Below are 22,655 nucleotides of genomic sequence, written 5' to 3' on the forward strand. Positions count from 1 at the left end.
CCTACGCCCGCTCCCACAACGCGGGAACATTCGGCGGCTCCCAGCCGGTCTGCGCCTGGTGCCCCTGAAGGCAGCGATAGCTGGACCCGCCGTAGGTGACCGTGTCACCCGCCGCGTACACCTTGCCCGCGGCCCACGTGCCGCCCGGCTCGGGGTCGCCCCCGCCCGTCGTCCTCAGCGTCAGGCCGAACTGCTGGAGCAGCGGATTGATGGGCTGGTAGAACGTCGTGCCGCCGCCGGAGCAGTCGCCGGAGCCGCCGGACGTGACGCCCTGCGCCTGGCTCCCGGATATGAAGGAGCCGCCCGAGTCGCCCGGCTCGGCGCAGACCGTCGTCCGCGTCACGCCGTTGATCGTGCCCTCGGGGTAGGTGACGCTGGTGTTGTGCTGCTGGATCGTGCCGCAGTGCCACCCCGTAGTGGAGCCCGAGCGGCAGATCGACGCACCCACCGGGGACTGTGTGGAGCCCCCGACGCCGACCTGCTGCCCGCCCGGGCCCTCCACGTACGGGGTGGCGGTCCATTGGGAGTTGGCGGCGACCCAGGCCATGTCCAGGCCGGGGAAGATCGACGCCTGGAACGTGCCCTGGGCCACCTGGTTGTAGCCGCTGGTCGCGGTGCCCGCGCGCCCGCAGTGGCCCGCCGTGGCGAAGCCCTGCTGCGTGCCCTTGGTGACCGGGAAGCCGATCGAGCAGCGACCGCCGCCCATGTAGTACGCGTCGCCGCCCACCAGGTCGTACACCGGCCGCGGCCGCTGTACGGTCCTCTCGACGCGTACGAGAGAGGCGTCGAGGCCCGCCGCGGCGACGAGGGACGCCGCCGCCGAGGCGCGCACGGCCCGCACCACGACCGCGTTGGAGCGTACGTCGACGTACCGGACCGGCGCGTCGAGCGTCGCCCTCTTCGTCGCCACCCGGTCCAGCCTGGCTTTGGCCGCGTCCAGTTGGGCGGCCGAGTGCGCGACCACCGCGGCCCGCGCGCCCCGCGCCTCGATCACCGGGACGTCGGCGGCGTCCGTGGTCGCCACCGTGAGCCGCGCGGAGGTGGCGCCGTGCACCCAGGCGCCCGCGAAGTCGCGGCCGAGGGCGTTGCGCAGCGCCCCCGCGACGGCGCCGGCCTCGGCCTCGTTGACCAGCCGGGCCCTGGCCTGTGCCGCGGTGAGGCCGAGGTCGCGCCGCATGGCCCGCAGCACTTCGGGGGAGGTCTGGCCGACGGCGGCGCTCCGGGCGGGGGAGAGGGGCCGGGAGGGGGCGGGGTCACTCTGCGCGGAGGCGGTCGCGGGCAGGCCCGCGAGGACCAGCGCGCCGGTCGCGACCGCCGCGGCACACGCCGCCGCGACACGTCGGGGAGGGGTGGGGAGCATGCGGGATCTCCTCGATCTACCAGGGAGAAGGAGTTGCCGGGGAAGCGGGGATCGCCCACACCGTAGAAGCCTCAACTGCCCGCAAGTAGCTGTCAGTCGACCCCCGGCACCGGCGTTATGGAACACGGGTGCGGCCGTGCGCCGGGGTGACGGTCACATCGACGGAGGCGACGGCGCGGAGAGCCACGCCGTGTAGCTCTCGCTGCGCGCCGCGGCCTCGGCGTGCGCGGCCCGCGTCTGCGCGAAGACGGCGGCCGCCGTGTCGTGGGCCGGCGCCGCGGGGTGCCAGCCGAGCAGATGCCGCCAGTACAGCGGCGCCCCCGCCAGTGGCCTGGTGACCAGACCCGGCGTCGGCGGGAACGTCGCGCGGCAGAGCCCCACCGCCCGCCCCACCTGCACCAGATGGACGCACGACGCGACATCCGTCTCGTACACGCGCGTCGGCGTGAACCCCGCACGCGCGCACGCCGCGGAGAAGCAGTCCGCGAAACAGCCGTCGCCCGGCACGTCCGTCCACGCCTCGTCCGCGAGCAGCGCGAGATCGATCTCCGGGCGGTCGGCCAGCGGATGGCCGGTCGCCAGCATGACGAAGACCGGATCGCGGGCCACTTCGCGCCAGACGAGGAGCTCGTCCTTGGGCGGCGCGCTCGCCCCGCACGTGCCCACCAGCGCGAAGTCGAGACGGCCCGCCGCCGTACGGGACGCGATCTCCCGCTCGGACCACGAGGTGTGGGTCGTCACCGGCGCCCCCGGATACGCGGCGGCGAGCCGGTCCACCAGGGCGCCGAGCAGCGGCCCGTGGGTGCCGCCGAGCCGGAACCCCGCGCCGCCCTCCCAGCTCTGCGCGAACCGCTGCGCCTCCTCCCGCAGCCCGCTGACCGCGGGCAGTACGACCCTGGCCCGGGCCAGCACGAACTCGCCGAGCGCGGTGGCCCGCACCCCGTGCCTGCCGCGCTCGAACAGCTCACCGCCGAGGGCGCGCTCGATCCGCTTCAGCTGCGCGCTCAGCGCGGGCTGCGCGAGCCCGAGCGCGGTGGCGGCCTTGGTCAGGCTGCCCGCGTCGGCGATCGCCCGGATCGTCCGAAGGTGCCGCAACTCCAGGTCCATAAGGCGAGCTTGGGGTCCTCCCCGGGCCGGGGCAAGACTTTGGTCCGGACCAAAGGGCACCTTCTTCAGCCACCGGTCACCCGCAACAGCACCACCGACCTCCCCGCCACCGTCATCGTGTCCCCCGCCCGGTGCACGGCCCCGGGCGCCGCGTCCTGCTTCTCGGCGGACGTGTCCACGACGACCTCGTACGCGTCGGCCCACGGCGGCCCCGGCAGCACGAACGCCGACGGCTCCTGCGCCGCGTGCAGGACCGCGAGGAAACTGTCGTCGACGACTGGGACGCCCCGGGCGTCGCGGCCCGGTATGTCGCGCCCCGACAGATACATGCCGAGCGTCGCCGTCGGCGCGTACCAGTCGGCCTCCGTCATCTCCCTGCCCGCCGCCGTGAACCACGCGAGGTCCCGCAGGCCGTCCGCCGAATGGGCGCGGCCGGAGAAGAACGCCCGCCTGCGGAGCACCGGGTGACGGTGCCTCAGCTCGATGAGGCGGGCGGTGAGCGCGCACAGCTCGCGCCACCCCGGCTCCTCCCTGAGCCCCCAGTCGACCCAGCTGATCTCGTTGTCCTGGCAGTACGCGTTGTTGGAGCCGCGCTGCGTCCGGCCCATCTCGTCGCCCGCCACCAGCATCGGCACACCGGTGGAGAGCAGCAGCGTCGTCATGAGGTTGCGCAGCTGCCTGCGCCGCAGCGCCGTGATGCCCTCGTCGTCCGTCTCGCCCTCGGCGCCGCAGTTCCAGGACCGGTTGTCGTCCGAGCCGTCCCTGTTGCCCTCGCCGTTGGCCTCGTTGTGCTTGCGCTCGTAGCTGACGAGGTCCCGCAGCGTGAAACCGTCGTGCGCCGTCACGAAGTTCACCGACGCGTACGGCCTGCGCCCGCCCCACGCGTACAGGTCGCTCGACCCCGAGAGCCGGTAGCCCAGATCCCGCACATCGGGCAGCGCGCCCCGCCAGAAGTCCCGCACCGCGCCCCGGTAGCGGTCGTTCCACTCCGTCCACAGCGGCGGGAACGCCCCCACCTGGTAGCCGCCCGAGCCCACGTCCCACGGCTCGGCGATCAGCTTCACGCGCCGCAGGACCGGATCCTGCGCGATCACCGCGAGGAACGGCGAGAGCATGTCGACGTCGTGGAAGGAGCGCGCGAGCGCCGCCGCGAGATCGAAGCGGAACCCGTCCACGCCCATCTCCGTCACCCAGTACCGCAGGGAGTCCGTGATGAGCCGCAGGACGTGCGGCTGGACGACCTGCAAGGTGTTGCCGCAGCCCGTGTAGTCCGCGTACCGGCGGGCGTCCGGCTGCAGCCGGTAGTAGCCGCGGTTGTCGATGCCCTTGAGCGACAGCATCGGGCCCAGCTCACCGGCCTCCGCCGTGTGGTTGTAGACCACGTCGAGGATGACCTCGATGCCGGCCTCGTGCAGCGCCCGCACCATCCGCCGGAACTCGCCGACCTGCTCGCCCCTGGTGCCGGTCGCCGCGTACGCCGCGTGCGGGGCGAAGTAGCCGATGGAGTTGTAGCCCCAGTAGTTGCGCAGGTTCCGGCGCAGCAGGTGGTCCTCGTGCGCGAACTGGTGCACCGGAAGCAGCTCGACCGCCGTCACCCCGAGGCGTACGAGATGGTCGAGCGCGGCCGGATGCGCCAGCCCCGCGTACGTGCCGCGCAGCTCCCGCGGAACGTCCGGGTGCAGCTTGGTGAAGCCGCGCACGTGCAGTTCGTAGATGACCGAGTCCGCCCACGGCGTCTTGGGCCGCCGGTCGTCCGTCCACTCGTCGTCCGGCGCGTCGTCGTGCACGACCACGCCCTTGGGCACGTACGGCGCCGAGTCCCGCTCGTCGCGGACCGTGTCCGCCACATGCTGCTGGGGCCAGTCGCGCACGTGCCCGTACACCTCGGCGGGCAGCCGGCCGTAGTCGTTGCCCGGGCCGCCGTCCACCGCGCGCGCGTACGGATCGAGGAGCAGCTTCGCCGGGTTCCAGCGGGCGCCGGTCCAGGGGTCCCAGCGGCCGTGCACGCGGTAGCCGTACCGCTGTCCGGGGCGTACGCCCGGCACGAAGCCGTGCCAGATCTCGTGCGTCAGCTCCGTCAGCCGGCAGCGCGTCTCGATGGACCTGCCCCCCTCCGTGTCGAACAGGCACAGCTCGACCGCCTCCGCCCCGCCCGCCCACAATGCGAAGTTGGTGCCCGCCACCCCGTCGGGCCCCACCCGGAACCGGGCGCCCAGCGGCGTCGGCGCACCCGGCCACACCGGACGCGTCGGCGCGGCGCGCGGCGCGGCCCGCCTGCTCCTGCTCCCGTTCACCGTCGGAGCGGGCCGCTCGGTCGTGCCGTGCCCCATCGCCCGCGCCTCGTGCACTGCCCCTTGATCGGGTGCGCTCGACACCTGCTCGCCTCCCGCGGCTCCGTCGGCCGACGCGCGAAGAAGGGCGTGCGGCGTCCCGGCCGCGGCTCCCCCCTACGTCGTCCTCCCCCATGTTCTGCCCACCGTGCGCGTCGCACTCACGTTTCCCGGGCAGGGGGAACGTCGTTGGGTCCCACGTGAGACAGGTTGCGAGGCGCGCACGGCGCGCAGGGGCCGTGCTGGCCGCGGTGGTGACATGGGCGGGCCTGCTGGCCGGGGCGTCCGGCTGCTCCGCAGGGAAGATCGACACGATCATGGGGAAACCGCGCTCGCCCGCGGACGCGATCCGGGTGTCGCCCGGTGACGACAGCAAGGGGATCAAGCCGGACGAACGCATCGAGGTCACCGTCCCCACCGGCCGCCTGGAGTCGGTGAAGGTCGTCCGGACGCAGGACGCGCAGCGCTCCGACGTGCCGGGCCGTATCGACGAGGACGGCATGACCTGGCGGCCCCTCGGCGAGAGACCGCTCGCGCTCGCCGCCACGTACAAGATCGACGCCGTCGCCCTTGACGGCCACGGCCGCCGCTCGGCCCGCCACACCACCTTCCGTACGTACGTCCCCGACGAGCGCTTCACCGCGTACGTCACGCCGGAGAACCGCGCCACGGTCGGCACCGGCATGATCGTCTCCCTGGAGTTCAACCGGGAGGTCGAGAACCGCGACGCCGTCCAGCGCGCCATCCGCGTCACCGCGCACCCGGCCGTCGACATCCGCCCGCACTGGTTCGGCAGGACCCGCGTCGACTTCCGCCCCGAGAAGTACTGGAAGCCCGGCACGAAGGTCACCGTCGGGCTGCGGCTGCGCGACGTCCAGGCCGCCCCCGGGGTCTACGGCCTCCAGGACAAGAGCTTCTCGTTCACCGTGGGCCGCAGCCAGCAGTCCCTGGTCGACGCCGCCGAGCACACCATGGAGGTACGCCGCGACGGCGAGCTGCTCTCCACCGTGCCGATCACCGCGGGCGCCCCCAAGTCCACCACGTACAACGGGAAGATGGTGGTGACGGAGATGCTGGAGGTGACCCGCATGAACAGCCGCACCGTCGGCTTCGGCGGCGAGTACGACATCCCCGACGTGCCGCACGCCATGCGCCTGACGACCTCGGGCACCTTCCTGCACGGCAACTACTGGTCGCCGGACGCCCCGGGCAACACCAATGTCAGCCACGGTTGCGTGGGCCTGCGCGACGTGAAGGGCGGCAGCTCACGGACGCCCGCGGGCTGGTTCTTCGACCGGAGCCTCATCGGGGACATCGTCGAGGTGGTCAACAGCAATGACAAGACAGTCGCTCCGGACAACGGCCTCGGCGGCTGGAACATGGAGTGGAAGGACTGGGTGAAGAACGGCTGAACTCGCGGGTACTCGCACGGTGATCCCCGGGTGTCCGGCCGGGGACCGCCAGGTGACCCTGGTCCGCCCGCACCCCTGGGCAGTTGGAACGGAACGGTGACATTGGCGGGGAGTCATCGCCGGGGACCGTGTGGTTACCTATCGCTGGCGCGTGTCCGAAACGGGCAGGTGCAACGGGGTGCGGGCCTGGATCAGGCCGTGCGAGGGGAGACGACATCTTGAACGGGCGACCGATATCGGGGACGTCGGTTGGCGCGCGATCGCGCGCGCGGCGGCGGGGCGCCAGAGGTCTGACGGCGGTGGCATCGGGGGCGACGCTGCTGTTCGTCGCGGCATGCGGGGGCGGCTCGGATTCCGGCGACGGTGACGGCAAGGGCGACGCGGGCAAGAACGCCCCCTCGGCGGCCGTCGTGACGATAGCCCCCAAGGACGGCGCGGACTCCGTGGCCACCAGCGGCGCGCTGAGGATAGGCGCGACGAAGGGCAAGCTGTCCGAGGTCGCGGTCGAGGACAGCAAGGGCAATCCGGTCCCCGGCAGGATCACCGGGGGCGGCACCGCCTGGAAGCCCGCGCACCACCTCGCGGCCGCCACGAAGTACAAGGTGCACGCGGTGGCCAAGGACTCCGAGGGCCGCGCGTCCGCCAAGGACACCGCCTTCACGACGCTGACCCCGAAGAACACCTTCGTCGGCCAGTTCAACCCGGAGGACGGCTCCACGGTCGGCGTCGGAATGCCGTTCTCGGTGCACTTCACCCGGGGCATCACCGACCCCGGGGCCGTCGAGAAGGCCATCGAGATCAAGACCGATCCTGCCGTGCCGGTCGAGGGCCACTGGTTCGGCAACGACCGCCTGGACTTCCGCCCTGAGCACTACTGGAAGGCCGGCACGAAGGTCACCGTCAAGCTCAACCTCGACGGCGTCGAGGGCCGCCCCGGTGTCTACGGCAAGCAGGCCAAGACCCTGAAGTTCACGATCGGCCGCAGCCAGGTCTCCACCGTCGACGCCAAGACGCACCAGATGAAGGTCGTCCGCGACGGCAAGCAGATCAAGAAGATCCCGATCACCGCGGGCGCCCCCGGCACCACCACGTACAACGGCGAGATGGTCATCAGCGAGAAGCTCCAGGTGACCCGGATGAACGGCGAGACCGTCGGCTTCGGCGGCGAGTACGACATCAAGGACGTCCCGCACGCCATGCGCCTGTCGACCTCCGGCACGTTCATCCACGGCAACTACTGGTCGGGCGGCGCCTTCGGCAACACCAACGCCAGCCATGGCTGCATAGGCCTGAGCGACGTGCGGGGCGGCTACAGCAAGAAGACGCCCGCCGGCTGGTTCTTCGACAACTCGATGATCGGCGACCTTGTCGTCGTGAAGAACTCCGCCGACAAGAAGATCCAGCCGGACAACGGCTACAACGGCTGGAACATGTCGTGGGACAAGTGGAAGGCGTAGCCCTTACGACGATCCGCCGGTGATCCGCCGGTGATCCCGGCGAGAGGCCCGGCGCACTGTGACCAAGTGCACCGGGCCTTTCCCCGTTAACCCCCGCTAACGTGCCTGTCATGACTGCAACCCTCGAAGTCGCCGAAGGCGTCGGCACGATCCGACTCGACCGCCCCCCGATGAACGCCCTGGACATCGCCGTCCAGGACCGCCTCAAGGAGCTCGCCGAAGAGGCGACGCGCCGCGACGACGTACGCGCCGTGGTGCTCTACGGCGGCGAGAAGGTGTTCGCGGCGGGCGCCGACATCAAGGAGATGCAGGCCATGGACCACGCGGCCATGGTCGCGCGCTCCGGGGCCCTGCAGGAGTCCTTCACCGCGATCGCGCGCATCCCCAAGCCCGTCGTCGCCGCCGTCACCGGCTACGCGCTGGGCGGCGGCTGCGAGTTGGCGCTCTGCGCCGACTTCCGGATCGCCGCGGACAACGCCAAGCTCGGCCAGCCGGAGATCCTGCTCGGCCTCATCCCCGGTGCGGGCGGCACCCAGCGCCTGGCCCGGCTCGTCGGCCCGTCCCGGGCCAAGGACCTCATCTTCACCGGCCGCCAGGTGAAGGCCGACGAGGCGCTCGCCATCGGCCTGGTGGACCGCGTCGTGCCCGCCGCCGAGGTGTACGAGCAGGCGCACGCGTGGGCCGCGCGTCTTGCGCGGGGTCCGGCCATCGCGCTGCGCGCCGCCAAGGAGTCCATCGACGCGGGCCTGGAGACGAGCCTCGACACGGGTCTGGCCATCGAGCGCACGTGGTTCGCGGGCCTGTTCGCCACCGAGGACCGCGAGCGGGGCATGCGCAGCTTCGTCGAGGAGGGTCCGGGCAAGGCCAAGTTCGTCTGAACTGGCCATCGCGGGAGCGCAGTTGGACGCCCGCCAGAGAGCATGTCCCTCGAAGGGGCGGATTATGCGCGACTTGACACAAGCTTAAGTGCGGCCGTATCAAGGCACTGGGTGATCACCCGTAAGCGGGAAGTCATCGCAGGTCAGCGCCGTTTCTGAGCCTCTCGGCTGCCATTGGCATATGTCAGACGAGCCCCCCGGAATGGATGGTTCCGGGGGGCTCATTCCGCCAGAACGGCCCCGGAAAGCGCTCTGGGCGGCCATGATGGTTGCATGGCGGGGCTGGAGGGTCATGAACGGCCGCGGCGGCAGGGCAGTGCGACCGCGGCACGCTGGTCGCCGGCGGTAGAGGACGAACACGCGCTCAAGGCGCTCGAGTTGTTCGGCAATCCGACGGACGCGGAGGTTCCGCTGCCGTCGCGCCCGGAGTCCGCCGCCATCGCGCGCCGTCTCGCCCAGGTCGTCGTCCTGCGCCACTGGGGGCTCTCCCCGAAGCTCACCGAAGACGTCGTCCTCCTCGTCTCCGAACTCGTCGGGAACGCCGTGCGGCACACCGGCGCCCGCGTCTTCGGCCTGCGCATGCAGCGGCGGCGCGGCTGGATCCGCGTGGAGGTCCGCGACCCCTCGCGCGGGTTGCCCTGCCTGATGCCCGTCCGCGAGACGGATCTGAGCGGCCGCGGCCTGTTCCTGGTCGACAAGCTCGCCGACCGGTGGGGCGTGGACCTGCTGCCGCGCGGCAAGACGACGTGGTTCGAGATGCGGGTCGCCGACCGCTGAGGCGGGGGAGCGGATGGGGCCGGATACGCGAAAGCCCCCGGCGGCCGGTGTTCGGCGCGATGGGGGCCTTCGTGAAGCGCCGTGGATGTTTGGGGTGTGTCCACGGCGGCTGATGACGACCTGAGCCCGGGTCAATGGGGGTCGTGTCTCCGACTATGGCAGACGGGCGTCGACGCGCCAAAATCCCGTACCCCATCATAGAGGGACAAATGCGGACAGTTTAGAGGTGAATCCTTGGTGAGATGGGACACCTGCCTGGTAAACGCTGGTTAGGCGACAGCTGTGGCAGCTGATACCCAAGGCCCTAAGGTGCGGAATCGAGCCCGGGGAGCCCGACCCGTAACGCCCCCGACCGGGCAATCAGCATCTTTTGCATGTTTTTCCCATTAAATGGGTGGGTGAACGAGACCGATCGCCGCAGAGCCCTGCGCGCGGGCGTCGGCCTTCTCGCCGCGGGCGCGCTCACCACCGGGTGCGCCGCGGACGGCCCCGCCCCCGCACCCGACCGCCCACCCGCGTCCCCCGCAGGCCCCCCGGACAAGGGCCGCCACCCCGCCCCGGCCGCCGCCCCCGCCCCCCGCCGCTTCCCGGGCCTGCCCACCCAGATCGCCCACGGCCCCCGCACCCGCCCCCAGGTCGCCCTCACCTTCCACGGCCAGGGCGAGCCGGCCACCGCGAAGGCGCTGCTCGCCGAGGCGGAGAAGGCCGGCGCGAGGGTCACCGTGCTGGCCGTCGGCGGCTGGCTCGACGACCACCCCGAGCTGGCGCGCCGCATCCTCGACGGCGGCCACGACCTCGGCAACCACACCCACCACCACCTGGGCATCAACGACATGCCCGAGGCGCGGGCCTACGCCGAGATCACCGGCTGCGCGGAACGGCTGCGCCGCCTCACCGGCTCCATCGGCACCTGGTTCCGCCCCTCGCGCGCCCGGACGGCGACCCCTCTCGTCGAACGGCTCGCCCGCCGCGCGGGCTACCCGCACGTCCTCTCGTACGACGTCGACTCCCTCGACTTCACCTCGCCGGGCGCCCCGGCCGTCACCCGCAAGCTCGCCGGTGAGATCCGCGCGGGGTCCGTCGTGAGCCTGCACTTCGGGTACGCGGACACGGTCGCCGCGCTCCCCGCCGTCCTGGAAGAACTGGAACGCCGCGGCCTGCGCGCGGTCACGACCACGGAGCTGCTGACCTGATGTCCCAGAAACTCAACCTCACCAAGCGCACCGCGGCCGTGCTCGCCGCCGGCGCCGCGCTCGCCGTGCTCGCCGGCTGCGGCGCCGACAAGCAGGCCGACGAGGCCCTCGGCACCGAGGGCGTGCGCAAGCCCGCCGAGCCGAAGACGGCCCCCGGCCTGCCCGGCATGCCACCCGTCCTCGACCCGAAGGACGCGTACGCCGCCGACCGCCCGAACGCCCTGCAGCCCGTCGCCAAGAAGTTCCTGAACCGCGTCTACGTGCCCAACACCAACTCCAACACCGTGTCGGTCATCGACCCCGAGAAGTACGAGGTCATCAAGACCATCAAGGTCGGCAGGCAGCCCCAGCACGTCGTCCCGTCCTGGGACATGAAGACGCTCTGGGTCAACAACGACCTCGGCGACAGCCTCACCGCCATCGACCCGGTGACCGGCAGGACCGGCCGCACGGTCGAGGTCTCCGACCCGTACAACCTCTACTTCACGCCGAACGGCAGGTACGCCGTCGTGATGGCCTCCATGGACCGCGAGCTCGTCTTCCGAGACCCGAAGACCATGAACCGCGTCAAGACCGTCCCCGTCACCTGCGCGGGCGTCAACCACGCCGACTTCTCCATGGACGGCCGCTACTTCATCGTGTCCTGTGAGTTCTCCGGGGAACTCCTCAAGGTCGACACGGAGAAGATGGAGATCGTCGGCCAGCAGAAGCTGCCCTTCAAGGGCGCCATGCCGCAGGACGTGAAGATGTCCCCGGACGGCAAGACCTTCTACATCGCGGACATGATGGCGCACGGCATGTGGGTCCTGGACGGAAAGAAGTTCACGGAGCCGAAGCTGCTGCCCACCGGCAAGGGCTGCCACGGCCTGTACGTCAGCCGCGACTCCAAGGAGATGTACATCTCCAACCGCGGCGAGGGCACCATCTCAGTCTTCGACTTCCCCAAGAACAGGCTCACCAAGAAGTGGAAGCTCCCGCAGGGCGGCAGCCCCGACATGGGCGGCATCTCGGCGGACGGCAACACCCTCTGGCTCGCCGGGCGTTACGACTCCGAGGTGTACGCCATCGACACGCGTACCGGCGTCCAGCTCGCCCGCATCCCGGTCGGCGACGGCCCGCACGGCCTCGCGGTCTACCCGCAACCGGGCCGCTACTCACTCGGCCACACGGGGATCTTCCGCTGAACCCGCCGCACCTCTGACGCATGGGGGCCGAGTACCACGCTTGATGGTTGACGGTTGACCGAGGCCAACACCGGGCACCAAATGGGCAGTTCAGGAAGTACAGGGAGCCGACGCACCTGCCTTCCCCCCACCCCTGGAGGCGCCCGTGATCCGTGGCATCGACGTGAGCTCGCACCAATCGACCTTCAGCACGGACGGCCTCTCCTTCGTCATGATCAAGGCGACGGAGGGCCGTTCGTACGTCAATCCGAAAATGCCCGCCCAGGTGAAGTGCGCCCGCGACGCCGGCTGCGTGGTCGGGTTCTACCACTTCCTGTGGCCGGGGAACATCACCGCCCAGGCCGCGTACTTCGTGAGCAAGGCGCCGGAGAAGGCGGGGGATCTCCTGGCGGTGGACTGGGAGCGGACGGGGGACGGCACGGTCGCGTCCAACGCGGAGAAGGACCGGTTCATCCGCGAGGTGAAGCGGCTGCGGCCGTCGCACCGGGTCCTCCTGTACGCGAACCGCGACTTCTGGCTCAACCGCGACACCACGTCCTACGCCGGAGACGGACTGTGGATCGCCGACTACGTGACGGCGGGCAAGCCGCGCATCCAGGCGAAGTGGACGATCCACCAGTACGCGTCGTCACCGCTGGACAAGGACGTGGCCGCGTTCGCGAGCAAGGCCGCGTTGCGGGACTGGGCCACGCCCTGACGGCCCCGGCGCTCCTGGCGTTCCCGATGTCTCCGGTTGTCCGGGTTGTTCGGGGGTCTCAGGCGCGCCACTCCGCCGTGCGCTCCGGGGAGGCCGCCGCCAGGGCCTTACGGATCTCGTCCACGCCACCGGTGTTGCCGTAGACGGGAGTTCCGGGCTGCTGGCGCCAGGAGTCGTCCTGGCCGCCGTTGTCGACGGTGTCAAAACCGAGTTCGTCGATGAGGTCGCGTACGACCTTCTTCGCGGCCTCGTCGTCACCGGAGACCGGCAGGGCGACACGGTCCGGGGCGCCCTTGGGCCGCGGCTTGTCGAGGATGTCCTGCGCGTACGTGCCGTTGAAGGCCTTGATGACGGGGTGGCCGATCTGCCGCTCCGTCCAGCGGCTCTCGGTCAGGCCCTCCTCGATCTCGGCGATCCGCCCGTCGCGCTCCTTCGGGTAGTAGTTGCCTGTGTCGAGGACGGCGACGTCGTCGGCCGCGCCGTCGAGGAAGCCCGCGGGCAGGTCGGGGACGGCCTTGAGCGGGATCGTCACGACGACGACCTGCGCGCCGTTCGCGGCCTCCGCGACGGTGACGGGCTTGGCGCCGGTCTCCTCGGCGAGGGCGGTCAGGGTGTGCGGGCCGCGCGAGTTCGCGACGGAGACGTCGTGGCCGAGGGTGGTGAGTCGGCGGGTGAGGTTGCCGCCGATGTTGCCCGCGCCGATGATGCCGATCTTCATGACACTGCCCTTCCGGTGTTCCGCTGTTGTAGCGGAGGCAACCTCCGGAAAGGGTGGGGTATTCCCCGCCCTCGGCTCCTTGTCTCAAATGGTTCAGGTGGTAGCTTTTCGAGACTACTTCTGAAACTGCACTACCTACTTACCCGAGAGGGGAAGCCGTGCCCGAACGGACGGACCACGTCACCTTCCAGCATGGCCAGGAGTTCCTGAGTGCCATTTCGGAGCGCTGGAACTACCGGATCCTGAGGGAGGTGTTCTTCGGTGCGAGTCGATTCGGTGAACTCAAGCGAGCGCTCGGCATCTCGGCGAACATCCTCACCTCGCGACTGGCCGACCTGACGGAGCTGGGCCTGCTCTCCAAGCGCCCCTACCGGACGGACAAGCCGTGGTACGAGTACCAACTCACCGACAGCGCACGTGAGTTGGTCGTGCCTGCCATCGTCGTGATCACGCGCTGGGCCGAGGCCCATGCGGCCGGGGATGACGCCGCGCGGCACCCCCTGATGCACACGGTGTGCGGCGACCTGACCGATCCGTACCTCGCGTGCAGCAGCTGCCGCGAGCCGATGGAGGCCTCGACCCTGCGCCCCGTGCCTGCCGAGGAGGGCGGCGCCGACGTCAACGGGTAGCAATCCACAACTGGTAGCAATTCAGAACTAGTGGCAGTACGCTACTAGCTCCACCTGTGGAGAGGACTGCTCATGACGACGGAGAACTGGTTCGAAGGCGGCACCGAGGAACTGATCCCCACCGCACTGGGGCTGATCAACGTCCGCATCGGCGGCCGTCCCGACGGCCCGGCCATGGTGTTCTGGCCGAGCCTGATGATGGACGGCACCATGTGGCGGTACCAGTACGAGCACTTCGCCCCGACCCACCGCGTGCTGCTCATCGACAGCCCCGGACACGGCAAGTCCGACGCGCTGCGCGAGCTCATCGACCTGAAGCGGTGCGCGGACGCGGTCGTCGAGATCCTGGACGCGCTGGACATCGAGACGTGCGTCCTGACGGGCAACAGCTGGGGCGGCATGCTCGCCGGCGTCTTCCCCGCCTACTACCCGGAACGGACCGCGGCGGCCATCGGCATCAACTGCACCGCTTCGCTGCCCACGACCTTTGAGAGCATCTGGGCCACCGCGCTCTCCACCTTCCTGTCCCTGCACGCCAAGATGCCGCCCCTTGCCGCCAAGGCCGCGCGCGGCGCGTTCGCGGGGCCGACCGCCGAGGCGGCCAATCCGGAGTTCGTCGAGTTCACCAGGTCCGTGCTGGAGAACGACCCGAAGTCGGTCGCCTGGGCGCTGCGCGGCATCCTCATCGGCCGCAAGGACGAGCACCGCCGCCTCGGCACTATCAGGAACGTGTCCGTGCTGATCATCGCCGGGGAGGAGGACAGCCAGTTCCCCGTCCACGCGGTGCGCAGGATGGCCGACGCCATCGAGGGCAGCACCTTCCGGGTGCTCCAGCACACCGCCCACCTCGCCGCACGCGAGAATCCCGAAGGCGTCAACGCCGAGATCGACGCGTTCCTCGCCGCCCTGCCCGCCGCGGCTTGAACAGGAGGTGATCGCGATGACGAACACAGCCCGAGCGACGACCGCGACCGCGCCCGAGTGGGTCCTGAAGTTCATGGACGCCATCGACACGCTGGAGTTCGACGAAGGCTTCGCGCCGCTGACCGAGGACACCGACATGTACTTCGGCACCGCGCACGTCCACGGCGTCGAAGCCATCAAGGCGTTCTTCGTCAAGATCGACGAACCGCTGGTCATCACCCACGAGGTCCTGGAATTCTGGGCCGCGGGCGACGGCGTCCGACTGCTGCGCGGAGAGGCCACCATGGCCAGGAAGAGCGAACCCGACCGCGTAGTGCGCGCCCCGTTCATGCACATCTTCTACCTCGCCGACGAGGAGGAGATCCGCATCCGCGAACTGCGCATCACCGCGGGGCCGCTGCGGACCGACGCGGTGATGTGAGGCCGGCGCGGTGATGTGACCCCAGCGCGGTGATGTGACCCCGGCGCGCGCGGTGGATCAGGTGCGCGGTGTATCAGGCTGGCGGCGTCAACTTTCGGAGCGTCGCCTGAAGTTCGGCCTGCGCGACCCGTGCCGCCTCCTCCGAGTCCATGGCCTCGACCGCCCGCACCAGGTCCGCGTGGGCGGCGTCGCCGTGGTTCGCCTCCTCGGCGCGTACGCCGGTCAGTTCCAGAAGATCGACCAGGGCCTCCCGCAGGGCAGGCGCGAACTCCGCGAAGAGATCGGTCAGTACGGGGTTGCGCGCCGCCGCCACGACCGCCGCGTGCAGCGCGATGTCGGCGTCGACGAACGCCGCGTCACCCTTCGCAGCCGCGGCCCCGCGCCCCGCGAGCGCGGCCCGCATCGCCGAGATGTCCTCATCGGTACGGCGCAGGGCGGCGAGCCGCGCGGCCTGCACCTCGACGAGCATCCGCACCTCGTACACGTCGGCGACCGCCGCCCTGCGCAACCGGGTCGGCCAGTCCACGACGGCCTCGGTCGCGACGACGAAGACGCCGGCCCCCTGTCGAGGCCGCACCAGCCCGGCGCCCGCCAGCGCCCGCAGCGCCTCGCGGACCGTGGAACGCCCCACGCCGAGCTCTTTGGCGAGCGTCGTCTCACCGGGCAGCTTGGTGCCGACGGGCCAGGTGCCGCCGGTGATCTGTTCACGCAGACGGGCGGCGGCCTGTTCGACGAGGGGGCTGGGGCGTACGGAGCCGAGTGGCATCGGCGGGCCTTTCGGGGGTGACGGGCGAAGGGTGAGGGGTGGGGATGGGGGTGGGGGCTTGTCTGAGTTGTACGTGTCTGAGTTGTACGTGTCTGAGGAGCAAGTGTCTGAGGAGCAAGTGTCTGAGGAGTACTTGTCCGGCGAGTACTCGGATGCCCGACCCTCCGGACTTGTCTGAGGGGTACGCGTCTGAGGAGTACTTGTCCGATGAGTACTCGCCCCCGAACTTGTCTGAGGGGTACTTGTCTGAGGACCTGAGGTGTGGCTAGTGTAGCCGCATGATCTTCCGCGGGCTCCTCCTTCTCGGCTGCCGCGGCGGGGCCTGAAGCGACCGGCACCCCGCCGCGGGGTGCCGTGCTGCCGGTCCTGCCGACCGAGCTCAGGAGCAGTTCTCCCCATGACATCCGCGACCACACCCACGTACGGGCCCACGTGCGAACCCACGTACGACTGGAATCCGCAGCGTCCCAGCCGCATGCCCCACCACCGTTACCGCCCCTACCAGGACCGCGTCGAGGTCCCCGCCCCCGTACCGGAGCGGAGTTGGCCGGATGCCCGGATCGGGCGTGCCCCGCTGTGGGTGCCCGTGGATCTGCGGGACGGCAATCAGGCGCTCGCCGAGCCCATGGACACCGAGCGCAAGCGGCGCTTCTTCGACCTGCTGGTCTCGATGGGGTTCAAGGAGATCGAGGTCGGCTACCCGTCGGCCAGCAGGACGGACTTCGACTTCGTGCGGTATCTGGCCGGGCGGGCGGCGCGCGGCGGGCTGCCGGACGACGTGAACATCGTCGTGTTCACGCCCGCCAGGCGCGAGCCGATCGACCGCACCTTCGAGTCGATCGAGGGCTTGCCGCGCGCCGTCGTGCACCTCTACATCCCGACCTCGCCCGTCTGGCGCGACACCGTTCTCGGACGGTCGCGGGACGAGGTGTACGGCGTGGTCCAGGAGGCCGCCGCGCACATGGCGCGGCTCGCCGACAAGCGGCCGCAGGCCGACATCCGGTTCCAGTTCGCGCCGGAGACGTTCAACCTCACCGAGCCCGACTACGTCCTGGAGGTCTGCGACGGCCTCACCGAGCTGTGGGACGCGAGCCCCGACCGCCCGGTCACGCACAACCTGCCGGCGACCGTCGAGATCGCCACCCCGAACGTGTACGCCGACCAGATCGAGTACATGCACCGCAACCTCGCCCGCCGCGACTCCGTCATCCTCTCCGTCCACCCGCACAACGACCGGGGCACCGGCGTCGCCTGCGCCGAACTCGCCGTCCTGGCCGGCGCCCAGCGCGTCGAGGGCTGCCTGTTCGGCAACGGCGAGCGGACGGGGAACGTGGACCTGGTGACGCTCGCCCTGAACCTGTACGCCCAGGGCGTCGACCCCATGGTCGACCTCTCCGACATCGACGCCGTGCGCGAGGTCGTCGAGCACTGCAACCGGCTGCCCGTGCACCCCCGCCACCCCTACGCGGGCGACCTCGTGCACACCGCCTTCTCCGGCACCCACCAGGACGCCATCGGCAAGGGCTTCGCCCACCACGCCCGGCGCGCCGCCGACCTGGGCGTACCGGAACGCGAGGCCCCCTGGGACGTGCCGTACCTGCCGATCGACCCGGCGGACATCGGCCGCAGCTACGAGGCCGTCATCCGCGTCAACTCCCAGTCGGGCAAGGGCGGCATGGCGTACCTGCTGCGGACCCGGCACGGCCTCGACCTGCCGCGGGCGATGCGCCCCGACTTCTCCCGCGTGGTGCAGGAGACCACCGACGACAGCGGCGCGGAGGCGACGGCGAAGGAGCTGTACGAGCTGTTCCTGGCGACGTATGTCGCACCCGGAGAGGACGGTCGGGGCGGTCAGGACGGCCCGTACGGTCAAGGCGGCGTGGTGGCGCTGAGTTCCTGGACCACCGACCGGGTCCCGGACGGCGCGCACCGTTTCGTCTGCACTCTCCAGGTGGGGGAGAAGGCCGGCGACTACGAGGGCGTCGGCAACGGGCCGCTGTCCGCCTTCGTCGACGCCCTCGCCGCCGCCGGAATCGACGTCGGCATCCTCGACTACGCCGAGCACGCCGTGGCGGAGGGCGGCGGCAGCGAGGCCGTCGCGTACGTGCGGTGCCGGGTCGGCGACGTGGAGCGCTGGGGCGCGGGCCTGGACACCTCAGTGCTCACCGCGTCCGTGCGGGCCGTGCTCGCCGCGGTGAACCGGGCAGGGGCCGTCCGATGAGCCCCACACCACCCGGAGGGGGCCCGCCCGCCCCCGTCGTGCACGCCGACCGCGTCACCGTCGTCCGCGAAGGGCGTCCCATCCTCGACGACGTCACCTGCACCGTCCGCCCCGGCGAGCACTGGGCGCTGCTCGGCCCGAACGGCGCGGGCAAGTCGACCCTGCTCGGCCTCTGCGGCGCCGTCACCCACCCCACGCACGGCACCGTCGAAGTGCTCGGCCGCCGTCTCGGCACCGTCGACCTGCGCGAGCTGCGAAGCTACGTGGGCCATGTGAACCCGCGCCATCCGCTGCGTTCGCCGCTGTCCGTGCGCGAAGTCGTCCTCACCGGGCTCACCAACAGCATCGAGCCGGTGCCGCGTCGGCGCCCCACGCCCGGGCAGGAGGAGCGGGCCCGCCATCTCATCGCCCTCCTGGGCCTCACGCACCGCGCGGACGCCCGCTGGCCCACGCTCTCCCAGGGCGAGCGCGGCCGCACGCTGATCGCCCGGTCCCTGATGCCGAGCCCGCGCCTCGTCCTCCTGGACGAGCCCGCCACCGGGCTCGACCTCGCCGGGCGCGAGCGCCTCCTCGACAGCCTCGACACCCTGCGCGAGGCCCACCCGGAACTCGCCACCGTCCTGGTCACGCACCACCTGGAGGAGCTGCCCGCGGGCACCACGCACGCGCTGCTCCTGCGCGAAGGCCGCGCGCTCGCCTCCGGCGCCGTCGCCGACGTGCTGACGAGCGACCAGGTCAGCAAGTGTTTCGACCACCCTGTGCGCCTTGAGCGCAGGGACGGCAGGTGGAGCGTCCGCACGCACCGCTGAGCCACGGAACGGGCGGGCACGAGGACACAAGGACCCGAGGAACACACAAGGAACACGAGGAGGGGCCCGGAACGTGATGCGTTCCGGGCCCCTCCTCGACCGCCGACTACTTGTTCAGGCTCGCCCAGAACTCGTCGAAGGACAGCCGCTTGTCCGCGTTGGTGTCCTTCGAGCCGATCACGGCTTCGGCCACCGCCTCGGTCTGGTAGAAGTCGCCCATCCTGGCCATGGCGCTCTTCCACTCGGCCGCCGTGATGAAGCCGTCGCCGTCCGCGTCGAACTGCTCGAACGTCTTGCGCGCTTCCTCGATGTCCGCCACCGGATCCACCCCTTCTTGGTGCACTACTGACGGGCTCAGGGTAGCGGCCGTTCCGGCACGCGGTGACAGGAGTGCGCACCCGTGGCCAGCGCTTTGGCATCACGGATGGCGTGCGGGGTGAGCTGCGCCACCATGGGATTTCGCCGGGTGGCGGAGCGGGTCGGGCGCAGCGCACGTCTCCCAGTGCGAGGCGAGGTCCGCCGCCTCGGTACGACCCGGGCACGTCGGCCCGGACCGACCCTGGGAGCGCCCCGTTGAAACCCACAGAGCCGCACCGACGCGCCCACCCCCACCCTCGCCCCCGCCTTCGCCCCCGCACCCGTCCCCTCGTCCTCGCCCTGGCCGCCCTCACCGCCGTCTCCCTCACCGGCTGCACCGCGCCGGGCGGCTCCTCCCCGGACGCCGCCGAGCGCCCGGAACTCCAGCGGTTCTACGGGCAGAAGCTGGCCTGGAAGAAGTGCGGCGACCTGCGCTGCGCGCGCCTCACCGTTCCCATGGACTACGCCCACCCGGACAACGGCAAGACCTTCGTGCTGCCCGTGGTGAAGGCGGTGACCGCCGATCCGGAGGACCGCGTCGGTTCGCTCGTCTACAACCCCGGCGGTCCGGGCGCCTCCGGAGTGAGCGATCTGAAGTCGGACGGCGGCGAGGTGTTCAGCAGGGCCGTGCGCGCCCGCTTCGACATCGTCTCCTTCGACCCCAGGGGCGTGGGCGGCAGCGTCCCCGCCGTCAGGTGCGCGGAGCCCGACGACGATGAGGACGAAGACGACGGCCCCGAGCCGGTGGCGCCCCGCACCGCCGCCGAACGGGCCGCCGCCCTGGCCGACGCCGACGAGCAGGCCGCCGCGTGCGCGCGGGGCAGCCGCGGCGTCCTGCCCCACGTCGGTACCGAGGACGCGGCCCGCGACCTGGACGTCCTGCGGGCCGCCCTCGCCGACCGCAGACTCAGCTACCTCGGCTGGTCCTACGGCACGAGCCTCGGCACGTCGTACGCCGAGCAGTTCCCGCACCGCGTCCGGGCCCTGGTCCTGGACGGCGCCGTGGACCCGTCCCTCGACTGGCGCCGACGCGCGCTGAGCCAGGGCACGGGGTTCAGCGCGGCGGTCGACGACTACGCCGAGTTCTGCGCCGACATCGCGGGCGACAGCTGCCCCGGCTCGTCCCCGGAGGAGATATCGGCGCTGATCGACGACTTGTACGAGCGGGCGGCGCGCGAGCCGCTGCCGGTCACCGACGAGGACTTGTACGACGTCGACGCCCGCACGCTCCTCGACGTCGTCACCGGCGCGATGTACAGCCCCGAGGACGACTGGGAGGAGCTGTCGACGGCGCTGGGCGCGGCGTACGACGGCGACGCGACGGAGCTTTCCCGCATGGCGGAGTCCGGGGAGCAGGACACGGAGTCCCGCCGAGGCCGACGCGCCCGCGCCGCCACCGAGAACGACGACGACGCGATCATCGCCGTCAGCTGCCTGGACGTGCCGCACCCGCGCACGGCCGCCCCGTACTGGAAGGCCCTCGGCCCCGCAGAGAAGGCCGCGGGCGTCTACGGCACGTCAAGCGTCGTCGACGAACTGACCTGCAGGAACTGGCCCGCGAAAGCCGGCGGCCGGGGCCCGCACCCCGTCAGTGCCAAGGGCGTGCCCCCGGTCCTGGTGGTCGGGACCACCGGCGACCCCGCCACCCCGTACGAGGAGGCGGAGAGCCTGGCCGAGCAGTTCCCCGGCGGCATGCTCCTGACGTACGACGGCGTCGGCCACACCGCCTACGGCCGCGGCGACACGTGCGTCACGACCGCCGTCGACGACTACCTCATCGACCTGAAGCGGGTCCGCCCGGGCAAGGAGTGCTAGACCACCAGGGCCTGTCCTCAGCACTCGATGATGTTCACCGCGAGCCCGCCCCGCGCCGTCTCCTTGTACTTGACGCTCATGTCGGCGCCCGTCTCCTTCATGGTCTTGATGACCTTGTCGAGGGAGACCTTGTGGGAGCCGTCGCCGCGCATCGCCATCTTCGCGGCGGTGACGGCCTTGACCGCCGCCATGCCGTTGCGCTCGATGCACGGGATCTGGACGAGGCCGCCGACCGGGTCGCAGGTCAGGCCCAGGTTGTGCTCCATGCCGATCTCGGCGGCGTTCTCGACCTTGGAGGGGGAGCCGCCCATCACCTCGGCGAGCGCGCCCGCCGCCATCGAGCAGGCGGAGCCGACCTCGCCCTGGCAGCCGACCTCGGCGCCGGAGATCGAGGCGTTCTCCTTGAAGAGCATGCCGATCGCGCCGGCCGCGAGGAGGAAGCGGACCACGCCGTCCTCGTCGGCGCCGGGCACGAAGTTCATGTAGTAGTGCAGGACGGCGGGGATGATGCCCGCCGCGCCGTTGGTGGGGGCGGTGACCACGCGGCCGCCCGCGGCGTTCTCCTCGTTCACCGCCATCGCGTAGAGCGTGATCCACTCCATGGCGCGGGCCTGCGGGTCGCCCTCGGCACGCAGCTGGCGTGCGGAGTTGGCGGCGCGGCGGCGGACCTTGAGGCCGCCGGGCAGGATGCCCTCGCGGGACATGCCGCGGGAGACGCAGGCCTGCATGACGCGCCAGATGTCGAGCAGACCCTCGCGGATCTCGTCCTCCGTGCGCCAGGCCTTCTCGTTCTCCAGCATCAGCGCGGAGATGGACAGACCGGTCTCCTCGGTGAGGCGGAGCAGCTCGTCACCGGTGCGGAAGGGGTGCTTGAGGACGGTGGCGTCCGGCACGATCGGGTTGTCGCCCGCCTCGCCCTCCTGCTTCAGCACGGTCTCGTCGATCACGAAGCCGCCGCCCACGGAGTAGTACGTCTTCTCCAGGACGAGGCCGCCGTCCCGGTCGTACGCGAAGATCGTCATGCCGTTGGCGTGGTACGGCAGGGCCTTGCGGCGGTGCAGGACCAGGTCCTCGTCGAAGTCGAAGTCGATCTCGTGCGTGCCGAGGAGGTTGATGCGGCCGCTGCTCTTGATCTCCTCGACGCGGCCGTCGGCGCTCTCCACGTCCACCGTGCGGGGCGACTCGCCCTCCAGGCCGAGCAGGACGGCCTTCGGGGTGCCGTGGCCGTGGCCGGTCGCGCCGAGCGATCCGTACAGCTCGGCGCGTATCGCGGTGGTGTGGGCCATCAGGCCCTCGTTCTTGAGGCGGCCCGCGAACATGCGGGCGGCGCGCATCGGACCGACCGTGTGGGAGCTGGACGGGCCGATGCCGATCGAGAACAGGTCGAAGACCGAGATGGCCACGGGAAACTCCAAGGGTGGTTGGTAGACGCCGTTGTCTGCCTGGGTGGTGCAGAAGTACAAGGCGGTGCGGGAACTACGAACACGCGGGCTACGTGGTGCGGGGCACCCCGCTCACTCTCCAGTGTGCGGGGTGCCCCGATGTTTCGTACGTATGAACAACGGCATACGAACGAAAGCGTACAAACGGAGGGTACGGA

The 22,655-nt window shown here is 71.1% G+C and carries 20 protein-coding genes; 13 read left to right on the forward strand and 7 right to left on the reverse strand.

Translation table 11 applies throughout. The annotated features are described in order from the left end of the window. Position 1: 1 nt before the first annotated feature. The 3 genes from AC07DI_RS29260 to glgX all read right to left on the reverse strand — a co-directional run bounded on the left by AC07DI_RS29260 (position 2) and on the right by glgX (position 4,842). On the reverse strand, positions 2-1,360 hold the full coding sequence (locus AC07DI_RS29260) for a carbohydrate-binding protein (RefSeq protein ID WP_478907102.1): 1,359 nt from the start codon (positions 1,358-1,360) through the stop codon (positions 2-4). Positions 1,361-1,513: 153 nt separating this feature from the next. Beyond that, positions 1,514-2,467 carry a LysR family transcriptional regulator gene (locus tag AC07DI_RS29265; RefSeq protein ID WP_478907104.1) on the reverse strand — a complete coding sequence of 318 codons (954 nt, stop codon included), beginning with the start codon at positions 2,465-2,467 and terminating at the stop codon, positions 1,514-1,516. A gap of 65 nt (positions 2,468-2,532) precedes the next feature. Beyond that, positions 2,533-4,842 carry a glycogen debranching protein GlgX gene (glgX, locus tag AC07DI_RS29270; RefSeq protein ID WP_478907105.1) on the reverse strand — a complete coding sequence of 770 codons (2,310 nt, stop codon included), beginning with the start codon at positions 4,840-4,842 and terminating at the stop codon, positions 2,533-2,535. A gap of 197 nt (positions 4,843-5,039) precedes the next feature. Between glgX and AC07DI_RS29275 the strand changes: the two genes are divergently transcribed. The 7 genes from AC07DI_RS29275 (at position 5,040) to AC07DI_RS29305 (ending at position 12,395) form a co-directional block, all read left to right on the forward strand. Continuing rightward, positions 5,040-6,209 carry a L,D-transpeptidase gene (locus tag AC07DI_RS29275; RefSeq protein WP_478907265.1) on the forward strand — a complete coding sequence of 390 codons (1,170 nt, stop codon included), beginning with the start codon at positions 5,040-5,042 and terminating at the stop codon, positions 6,207-6,209. A 218-nt stretch (positions 6,210-6,427) separates the two neighbouring features. After that, complete coding sequence (locus AC07DI_RS29280; RefSeq protein ID WP_478907107.1) at positions 6,428-7,666, forward strand: L,D-transpeptidase; 1,239 nt, start codon at positions 6,428-6,430, stop codon at positions 7,664-7,666. Between the two features lie 110 nt (positions 7,667-7,776). After that, positions 7,777-8,544, forward strand: coding sequence for an enoyl-CoA hydratase/isomerase family protein (locus tag AC07DI_RS29285; RefSeq protein WP_478907109.1), 768 nt, complete (start codon positions 7,777-7,779; stop codon positions 8,542-8,544). A 273-nt stretch (positions 8,545-8,817) separates the two neighbouring features. Continuing rightward, positions 8,818-9,321 (forward strand): ATP-binding protein, encoded by a 504-nt coding sequence (locus tag AC07DI_RS29290; RefSeq protein ID WP_478907111.1) that lies wholly within the window; start codon positions 8,818-8,820, stop codon positions 9,319-9,321. A 374-nt stretch (positions 9,322-9,695) separates the two neighbouring features. Continuing rightward, entirely contained in the window at positions 9,696-10,514 is an 819-nt protein-coding gene (locus AC07DI_RS29295; RefSeq protein ID WP_478907112.1) for a polysaccharide deacetylase family protein, read from the forward strand. Further along, positions 10,514-11,698, forward strand: coding sequence for a YncE family protein (locus AC07DI_RS29300; RefSeq protein WP_478907114.1), 1,185 nt, complete (start codon positions 10,514-10,516; stop codon positions 11,696-11,698). The genes AC07DI_RS29295 and AC07DI_RS29300 overlap by 1 nt, the downstream gene beginning before the upstream one ends. A 145-nt stretch (positions 11,699-11,843) precedes the next feature. Next, on the forward strand, positions 11,844-12,395 hold the full coding sequence (locus tag AC07DI_RS29305; RefSeq protein ID WP_384249667.1) for a glycoside hydrolase family 25 protein: 552 nt from the start codon (positions 11,844-11,846) through the stop codon (positions 12,393-12,395). Between the two features lie 58 nt (positions 12,396-12,453). Here AC07DI_RS29305 and AC07DI_RS29310 read toward each other — a convergent pair whose 3' ends face one another. Further along, entirely contained in the window at positions 12,454-13,113 is a 660-nt protein-coding gene (locus AC07DI_RS29310; RefSeq protein ID WP_478907117.1) for an NADPH-dependent F420 reductase, read from the reverse strand. 158 nt (positions 13,114-13,271) lie between these two features. On the opposite strand from AC07DI_RS29310, the gene AC07DI_RS29315 reads away from it, so the two are divergent. The 3 genes from AC07DI_RS29315 to AC07DI_RS29325 all read left to right on the forward strand — a co-directional run bounded on the left by AC07DI_RS29315 (position 13,272) and on the right by AC07DI_RS29325 (position 15,087). Continuing rightward, complete coding sequence (locus AC07DI_RS29315) at positions 13,272-13,742, forward strand: winged helix-turn-helix transcriptional regulator (RefSeq protein ID WP_478907119.1); 471 nt, start codon at positions 13,272-13,274, stop codon at positions 13,740-13,742. Positions 13,743-13,814: 72 nt separating this feature from the next. Then, entirely contained in the window at positions 13,815-14,666 is an 852-nt protein-coding gene (locus tag AC07DI_RS29320) for an alpha/beta fold hydrolase (RefSeq protein ID WP_478907121.1), read from the forward strand. A 16-nt stretch (positions 14,667-14,682) separates the two neighbouring features. Beyond that, a complete protein-coding gene (locus AC07DI_RS29325; protein ID WP_478907122.1) occupies positions 14,683-15,087 on the forward strand; it encodes a nuclear transport factor 2-like protein in 405 nt (134 codons plus the stop codon). A gap of 73 nt (positions 15,088-15,160) precedes the next feature. Here the strand turns inward: AC07DI_RS29325 and AC07DI_RS29330 are convergent, their stop codons facing one another. Then, a complete protein-coding gene (locus tag AC07DI_RS29330; RefSeq protein WP_478907124.1) occupies positions 15,161-15,853 on the reverse strand; it encodes a FadR/GntR family transcriptional regulator in 693 nt (230 codons plus the stop codon). A gap of 397 nt (positions 15,854-16,250) precedes the next feature. On the opposite strand from AC07DI_RS29330, the gene leuA reads away from it, so the two are divergent. Further along, a complete protein-coding gene (gene leuA / locus AC07DI_RS29335; protein WP_478907126.1) occupies positions 16,251-18,074 on the forward strand; it encodes a 2-isopropylmalate synthase in 1,824 nt (607 codons plus the stop codon). Beyond that, positions 18,071-18,883: an ABC transporter ATP-binding protein gene (locus AC07DI_RS29340; protein ID WP_478907128.1), complete on the forward strand. Its 813-nt coding sequence runs from the start codon at positions 18,071-18,073 to the stop codon at positions 18,881-18,883. The genes leuA and AC07DI_RS29340 overlap by 4 nt, the downstream gene beginning before the upstream one ends. 106 nt (positions 18,884-18,989) lie before the next feature. Here AC07DI_RS29340 and AC07DI_RS29345 read toward each other — a convergent pair whose 3' ends face one another. Further along, positions 18,990-19,202: an EF-hand domain-containing protein gene (locus tag AC07DI_RS29345; protein WP_358709394.1), complete on the reverse strand. Its 213-nt coding sequence runs from the start codon at positions 19,200-19,202 to the stop codon at positions 18,990-18,992. A gap of 254 nt (positions 19,203-19,456) precedes the next feature. Here AC07DI_RS29345 and AC07DI_RS29350 point away from each other — a divergent pair, with 254 nt between their 5' ends. Further along, positions 19,457-21,055 (forward strand): alpha/beta hydrolase, encoded by a 1,599-nt coding sequence (locus AC07DI_RS29350; protein ID WP_478907130.1) that lies wholly within the window; start codon positions 19,457-19,459, stop codon positions 21,053-21,055. A 17-nt stretch (positions 21,056-21,072) separates the two neighbouring features. Here the strand turns inward: AC07DI_RS29350 and AC07DI_RS29355 are convergent, their stop codons facing one another. Continuing rightward, the gene (locus AC07DI_RS29355) at positions 21,073-22,458 is read right to left on the reverse strand and encodes an L-serine ammonia-lyase (RefSeq protein ID WP_384250191.1); all 1,386 of its coding nucleotides are present in this window, start codon (positions 22,456-22,458) and stop codon (positions 21,073-21,075) included. Positions 22,459-22,655 lie beyond the last annotated feature (197 nt).

The organism is Streptomyces sp. NPDC044106 (assembly GCF_056433985.1).

Excerpts from the sequence above, each read along its gene's own strand:
- AC07DI_RS29260 (WP_478907102.1), bottom strand. The coding sequence starts at position 1,360 with ATGCTCCCCACCCCTCCCCGACGTGTCGCGGCGGCGTGTGCCGCGGCG.
- AC07DI_RS29265 (WP_478907104.1), bottom strand. The coding sequence starts at position 2,467 with ATGGACCTGGAGTTGCGGCACCTTCGGACGATCCGGGCGATCGCCGAC.
- AC07DI_RS29285 (WP_478907109.1), top strand. The coding sequence starts at position 7,777 with ATGACTGCAACCCTCGAAGTCGCCGAAGGCGTCGGCACGATCCGACTC.
- AC07DI_RS29290 (WP_478907111.1), top strand. The coding sequence starts at position 8,818 with ATGGCGGGGCTGGAGGGTCATGAACGGCCGCGGCGGCAGGGCAGTGCG.
- AC07DI_RS29295 (WP_478907112.1), top strand. The coding sequence starts at position 9,696 with ATGTTTTTCCCATTAAATGGGTGGGTGAACGAGACCGATCGCCGCAGA.
- AC07DI_RS29300 (WP_478907114.1), top strand. The coding sequence starts at position 10,514 with ATGTCCCAGAAACTCAACCTCACCAAGCGCACCGCGGCCGTGCTCGCC.
- AC07DI_RS29310 (WP_478907117.1), bottom strand. The coding sequence starts at position 13,113 with ATGAAGATCGGCATCATCGGCGCGGGCAACATCGGCGGCAACCTCACC.
- AC07DI_RS29320 (WP_478907121.1), top strand. The coding sequence starts at position 13,815 with ATGACGACGGAGAACTGGTTCGAAGGCGGCACCGAGGAACTGATCCCC.
- AC07DI_RS29325 (WP_478907122.1), top strand. The coding sequence starts at position 14,683 with ATGACGAACACAGCCCGAGCGACGACCGCGACCGCGCCCGAGTGGGTC.
- AC07DI_RS29330 (WP_478907124.1), bottom strand. The coding sequence starts at position 15,853 with ATGCCACTCGGCTCCGTACGCCCCAGCCCCCTCGTCGAACAGGCCGCC.
- leuA (WP_478907126.1), top strand. The coding sequence starts at position 16,251 with ATGACATCCGCGACCACACCCACGTACGGGCCCACGTGCGAACCCACG.
- AC07DI_RS29340 (WP_478907128.1), top strand. The coding sequence starts at position 18,071 with ATGAGCCCCACACCACCCGGAGGGGGCCCGCCCGCCCCCGTCGTGCAC.